Origin of the sequence: Planococcus sp. A6 (assembly GCF_028823615.1) — a bacterium.
Taxonomy (GTDB): Bacteria; Bacillota; Bacilli; order Bacillales_A; family Planococcaceae; genus Planococcus.
On record NZ_JAPEHT010000163.1, the window covers coordinates 1 to 6,152 of the forward strand.

A 6,152-nucleotide genomic window follows, 5' to 3' on the forward strand; every position below is an offset into this window, starting at 1 on the left:
TTTTGGTCACTTTAAAGATGATGTCGACTTTAAACAGGCAACCAGCCTAGAGGAATTGAAAGCACTGGTGGATGAGTACATGGAGTATTACAATGGAACGCGCAAACAATGGAATCTAAAAAAGATGACTCCGGCACAATACCGAAGTCATCTGATCGCAGCCTAGCTGCCGGGTGCTTTTATTAAATTGTCCACAAAATGGGGCTCAGTTCAGAGGAGTTTTGTTCACCCTTTTTCATACCAAGCTTTCGCTGCAACCAATTCATCCATCGTCAGCTGGTGGCCTTGATTTTCCCAATGCAGGTCGACTTTGGCGCCGGCTCCACTTAGCAGTTTTTCCAGATCTTCCGATTCTTCTTTCGGGCAGATCGGATCGTTGGTGCCAGCAGCGATGAAGACACGCGTCCCTTCCAGGTTCGGCAATTCCTTATTGCGGTCCGGTACCATCGGGTGGTGCAAAATCGCAGCTTTCATTGAATCTTCATACGAGAACAACAGGTTTGCGGCAATATTCGCGCCGTTCGAATAGCCCAGCGCGATGACATTATTGCGGTCAAAGCCGTATTCATCAGCTGCCTGGCCGATAAATGCGTGCAGCTCTTCTGTCCGTTCACGCAAATCTTCCATGTCGAAGACGCCTTCAGACAAACGTTTGAAAAATCGCGGCATGCCGTTTTCCGACACATTCCCGCGAACACTCAGCACGCCCGCTTCCGGATCGATATGCCCTGCTGCCGGCAATAAGTCCGTTTCCGTCCCGCCTGTTCCGTGCAACAGCAAGAATGTCGGCTTGGACGCATCCGCTGGGGGGTTGTAAATATGTTTCATCATGTAAAAACCTCCTATTTATAATATCTTTAATTCGAGATAATAACATCATATCATATTCATCTTTCGCTTCCAAATCAAAAAGCCTGCGGAATCTTCCACAGGCTTTACATAGCGTTAATTAAGACAACATGTCCTGTAATTGATCTTTCGTGAACACATAGGTTTCGTTGCAGAAATGGCATTGTGCTTCCGCCTTGCCTTCTGTCACGATAATGTCTTCGATTTCCGCAGATCCAAGGCCCTGAATGGCGTTATGGATGCGTTCACGCGAGCATTGGCATTGGAAATTCACCGGCATCGTATCGAGCGCTTTGACGTTTTCTTTGCCCAAGACTTCGTTCAAGATATCTTCAGGCGTCAAACCGGCACGCACCATATTGGAGATTGTCGGGATTTCTGTCAGGCGCTGTTCGAGCTGGCTGATTACTTTTTCATCAGTACCCGGCATCAATTGGATGATGAACCCGCCTGAAGCCAGGATGGTATTATCGGGATTGACGATAACGCCGACACCGACAGAAGAAGGCGTCTGTTCGGAAGTCACGATGTAATGAGTAAAATCATCCCCGAGCTCGCCCGAGACGATCGGCACTTGGCCGACATACGGATGCTGCAAACCGATATCTTTGGAGACAGTCAGCGTCCCTTCTGTCCCGACTGCCCGGCGGACATCGAGTTTGCCTTGCTCATTCAAGTCAAAATGGGTTTGGGGATTGGACACATAGCCTCGCACTTCACCTTTTGCGTTGGCGTCAACTAGAATCGTGCCGAGCGGGCCGCCCCCATTGATTTTAATCGTCAACTTTTCTTCGCCTTTCAGCATCGCACCGAGCATGACGCTTGCTGTCATGGAGCGGCCAAGTGCCGCGGACGCTGTAGGCCATGTATAATGGCGGCGTTGCGCCTCGTTCACCGTTTCTGTCGTACGGGTTGCGAAGGCACGGATTTGGCCATCATAGGCCAAGGCTCTCACTAAATAATCGTTCATCTATTTTCTTCCTCTCTGAAACCGCTTGGGATTTGTTCGTTTATCTTGAGTCTTTGACTTTATTTGGCGTGACATCCGCGCCGAGCGGGTCGATGACCGTCATATTCGTTACCGTCGTCTCGACTTGTCCACGGATTTCATGGAGATATTCGCGGCGGAGCACTTGCTGCTCCCGGATTTCCGCATAGCTCAATCCGTAGCTGCGCTCTTTTTGTGCCAATTCATTAATGCGCGGCAAGATCTTAATCATCTGAATCGCACTCCTTTCTGTGCGGACAGGGACATATCCACTTCCTTCATTTTATATTATCTCGAATTAAAAATAAATAAATGTGCCTGCATCTCCTGAAAGCACAAAAAACCGCCTGCAGTCCTCAAAAGAACTACGGCGGAGGGCGGTCAATTGGCAAGACGGAATTGAGTGCATGTAACCCCTGGCGCCACTTCGAAGGTTTCTTCTTCCCGAAAGCCGAACGATTCGTACAGCTTGCGGGCCGGCGCATTTGCCGTGCCCGTGCTGACGATGAACTCCTTTTCTTTGTTGTGCTCTAGGAGATGGCCCACCAGGCTGCGGGCAATGCCTTGCCGAAACTGAAGCGGGTCCACGACAAGCCGGTAAATGTCGATAACATCACCTTCTTCTTTATAGGAAATGAACCCCTTCAAATACTCTTCCTGATAACCGAGGAATGTCTCTTCGCTTTGCTGGATTTCTTCGATTGTCTCGGAAATGTGAGGGATGTCATGAAACCCCATCAGTTCCGCTTCAATCCGGTAAGCCGGCCGCTGGATTGATTGGATGTCGCGTGCAGTTTTCTCTTTTGTCTGGTCTATTCGGGCAATCATCACAAACTCCTTTCCAAACTTAAAGTATTATTCGCCTGGATGAATTTCCGGGCCCGTGGCACCATCAATTCTGCATCCCGGTAGCCTTGGACATACAAAGCCGCAAGCCGCTCCTGATCCCGTTCGATGCCACGCAGCTTATGCAAATTGCGGGGACGGATGATCATGGCCTCTTCTTGCGCTTCAAGCGCCTCTATATGCGCCATTGAGTCATTATAAACTCGCTGCCGTTCTTCCAATGCCCGCGCAAGGCCTGGATATTGACGGGCAAATGCAGGCGCCAGGCGCATTAAGGGCGTATGGCGCTTCCGGTAGCTCTTTTCCCGGGTCATCACGATGATTGGCTTGGTCACGCCATCTGACAAGGCTTGTTTAATCGGCAGCGGATCGGCGAGGCTGCCATCCATAAGAAGGCGTCCGCCGAATTCCACAGGGCGCGACATGAACGGCAGTGAACTCGATGCACGCACAACCGTGAGCAATTCTTCCGGGGGCAGCGGCTTGCGGTAATAGATTGCTTCCCCCGTCATGCAATCCGTGGTCCCAACGACGAATTCTTCCGCAGCTGCACCGAATCCGCCATAATCGAATGGCACCAGCCGGTTCGGGATATCATCGAAAATCAAGTTCATGCCGAACAGTTCCCGTTTCTTCAGCAAATTCTTCATGGAAATATAATCGGGATGCGTTACATAATCGATCATCACTGTCCGGTTCCTGCCGCTTTGCCGGGAAAGATATGATACGGCATTGCATGCGCCAGCCGAGACCCCAATGACATAATCCGTAAACAAATCCTCTTCCATGAGCTTCTGCAGCACACCTGCTGTGTAGACACCACGCATGCCGCCGCCTTCCAAGATCAATCCGCTTTTCACCATGACCCTCCCCTTTGCCTGAAAGTGTGATCATCCGATTTTCCGAATCAATTCCTGCCCTTTATTCTTTGGCGAGTTGACCGCGCTGGAGACTTCGTACGCTTCCAACACTTCCGCTTCGTAAGGCTTGATGAGTTTCTGCAATAGCTCGGGGTCCTGGACATTCGGATCGAGCCAGGTTTTTTCCGCTTCCTTGTCCAAAATCACCGGCATGCGGTCATGGATATCCGCCATTACTGCATTCGGCTGTGTCGTCAAAATTGTACAACTATGGACCACTTCTCCTTCTGGCGATTCCCAAGACTCCCACAACCCTGCAAACGCAAACAATTCGTCGTCCTCCAAATGGATGAGCATCGGCGTTTTGCCATCCTGCCCTTTTTTCCATTCGTAAAATGCATTCGCCGGAATGAGGCAGCGCTTTTTTTTGAAGGCGTGGCGGAAACTCAGTTTTTCCGCAGCCGTTTCCGCTCGGGCATTGATCATTTTGTAGCCGATTTTCTCGTCTTTCGCCCATGACGGGATGAGCCCCCAGCGCAATGTCCCAAGCCGGTTGCGCTCACCGTCATTGATGACCGCAACGATTTGCTGGGAAGGCGCCACATTGTAATTCTCTTCGTAGGAAGCCTGATCGAGGGCGGCTTCTTCTATCTCAAAACGCTCAAGCAAGGCTTCGTAATCTGCATATAAGGCAAATCTTCCGCACACTGAAATCCTCTCCTTTTTCTAAGTGGATTGGCTTACTTCCAATATAACAGATTTTTCAAACTTCTCTAGCAATCTGCTGTCCATTGCTTTAGGTACGCCCTTTCTGCGTATAAGCCAAAAGAATGTTATAATGGAGAGACTATAAGGAAATGAGGAGGAATTGCATGGCTACTGCGCGCGAAATGAATTTGGTCAATAAGGATCTTTTGGTTGAGGAATTGGGCCTCAAGCAATTCGGCAACTCGAATGTATTTTACAATGAGGACTTTTTTGTCCTTTCTCCGTCTGTGCAACGTTACGAAAAAGGCTTTGATGTAAGTGAATACAATCTCTCGAAATATGACCCGGAAAAACACCAAGGATTTGTCATCGTCCGTTATATGGATACGTTCCTAATGGCGAAACTTGAAAGCTTCACTGACAAGATGATGCCTCCTGAACTGCAATTGAAGAAAAAGAACGTGAAGCCGCATTGGAAATTTACAGTTGTCGAAAACCCGGCCTATCATCTCGTGAATACCCAAAACAAGGAATTGCGCTATCGCCTGCAAGAACCTACCCGCAAACAAATTCTTGCGTATTTCAATAAGCTTTAACGTCCAGCCCGCATTTTTCATGCGGGCTTTTTCACACCCTTTTTGCCGCTCCCACTTATTTGCCAATGAGTGATAGAATGGGGAACAGAAGCTTTGATGAAGAAGAAATGGAAGTGATCGTCTCCCATGGAAAAACGCAAATACACGGTACGCGACCGTGAATTCTGGAAAATCATTGCGAGCCTGCTGTTGGCTTCGTTATTTATTTTTGCCAATATGTATGCCGTTCAGCCTTTACTGCCGGTATTCGTCTCGGATTTCGGGGTGTCGGTCTCGACTTCCAGCCTGTCTCTTTCCCTAACTATCCTCGGATTGATTGCGGGGTTGGTCATTCTCGGGTTCTTCTCTGACCGCAACGGGCGGCGCGCCTATATCATCTGGTCACTGCTCGGCTCCGCCATCCCATTTTTCATCCTGCCGTTTGTCGAATCTTTTACCGTGTTTCTTGCGCTGCGCTTAATCCAAGGCTTTGCGCTCGCCGGGGTTCCAGCTGCAGCACTCGCCTACATCAGCGAGGAGATCGACCGCAAAAACATCGCCTATGCCACCGCTTTATACATATCGAGCAATGCACTCGGAGGCATGCTCGGACGCGTTTTGACTGGATTTCTCACGGATGCGTTTTCCTGGCAATTGACGTTTTTCGCATTCGGCGTGACTGGCATCGCTTTGTTTATCGCCGTCTTTTTGCTATTGCCGCCTTCGCACCATTTTGAACCGAGCGAACTGAGCTTTTCAAAAGATATCGAGGGCTTCCTGTTCCATTTGAAAAATCCCGCGCTGCTCGTTGTGTTCGGCCTCGGAGCGATTCTCCAAATCGCTTTCACCGGCGTCTGGACCTATTTGCCGTTCCACCTCGAAGCACCGCCATTTTCCATGTCGCTGCAGGCGATCTCCTATCTGTTCTTCGCCTACGGCATCGGGGTCATCGGCTCGCCTATGGCTGGGCGCGCCGCTGAAGCGTTCGGCTTGAGGCGCGTGCGTATAATCGGCGTGTTCATTTTTTCTGCTGGCGTGTTGATGACACTCAGCCCTGAACTGTGGATGGTCGCAATCGGCTTATGCGTGACCTGCCTCGGGTTTTTCACGGCCCATTCACTGACCGCTGCTTCTGTCGGCCAGCAGGCTACGCATCATAAAGGCAGCGCATCGAGTTTATATCTCGTATCGTATTATATTGGCGTCGCCGCAGGAAGTTCACTGCTCAGCCCCATCTGGACCCGTTTTGGATGGAACGTACTGATTGTTCTTTGTGCAGCGATGCCAGCGATTTACGTAATGATCGTTACTTGGTACAGAAAAAGA

9 protein-coding genes are annotated in these 6,152 nt (G+C 49.9%); 3 read left to right on the forward strand and 6 right to left on the reverse strand.

What is annotated here, in order from left to right:
* On the forward strand, positions 1–166 hold a 166-nt coding region (locus tag ON064_RS16565), incomplete at its 5' end, for an IS3 family transposase (protein ID WP_274625637.1).
* A 59-nt stretch (positions 167–225) separates the two neighbouring features.
* Here the strand turns inward: ON064_RS16565 and ON064_RS16570 are convergent.
* From ON064_RS16570 to ON064_RS16595, 6 genes are all read right to left on the reverse strand, one after another.
* On the reverse strand, positions 226–828 hold the full coding sequence (locus tag ON064_RS16570) for an alpha/beta hydrolase (protein ID WP_274625638.1): 603 nt from the start codon (positions 826–828) through the stop codon (positions 226–228).
* Positions 829–949: 121 nt separating this feature from the next.
* On the reverse strand, positions 950–1,819 hold the full coding sequence (gene hslO / locus ON064_RS16575) for an Hsp33 family molecular chaperone HslO (protein WP_274625634.1): 870 nt from the start codon (positions 1,817–1,819) through the stop codon (positions 950–952).
* Between the two features lie 40 nt (positions 1,820–1,859).
* A complete protein-coding gene (locus ON064_RS16580; protein ID WP_121298582.1) occupies positions 1,860–2,069 on the reverse strand; it encodes a DUF896 domain-containing protein in 210 nt (69 codons plus the stop codon).
* Positions 2,070–2,218: 149 nt separating this feature from the next.
* Positions 2,219–2,665: a GNAT family N-acetyltransferase gene (locus ON064_RS16585; RefSeq protein ID WP_121298584.1), complete on the reverse strand. Its 447-nt coding sequence runs from the start codon at positions 2,663–2,665 to the stop codon at positions 2,219–2,221.
* Entirely contained in the window at positions 2,665–3,546 is an 882-nt protein-coding gene (locus ON064_RS16590) for a patatin-like phospholipase family protein (RefSeq protein ID WP_342455359.1), read from the reverse strand. The genes ON064_RS16585 and ON064_RS16590 overlap by 1 nt, the downstream gene beginning before the upstream one ends.
* Positions 3,547–3,573: 27 nt before the next feature.
* The gene (locus ON064_RS16595; protein ID WP_274625635.1) at positions 3,574–4,251 is read right to left on the reverse strand and encodes an SOS response-associated peptidase; all 678 of its coding nucleotides are present in this window, start codon (positions 4,249–4,251) and stop codon (positions 3,574–3,576) included.
* Between the two features lie 164 nt (positions 4,252–4,415).
* Between ON064_RS16595 and ON064_RS16600 the strand changes: the two genes are divergently transcribed.
* Together ON064_RS16600 and ON064_RS16605 are read left to right on the forward strand one after the other, a co-directional pair.
* On the forward strand, positions 4,416–4,847 hold the full coding sequence (locus ON064_RS16600) for a hypothetical protein (RefSeq protein WP_058382819.1): 432 nt from the start codon (positions 4,416–4,418) through the stop codon (positions 4,845–4,847).
* A gap of 126 nt (positions 4,848–4,973) precedes the next feature.
* On the forward strand, positions 4,974–6,152 hold a 1,179-nt coding region (locus tag ON064_RS16605; RefSeq protein ID WP_274625636.1), incomplete at its 3' end, for an MFS transporter.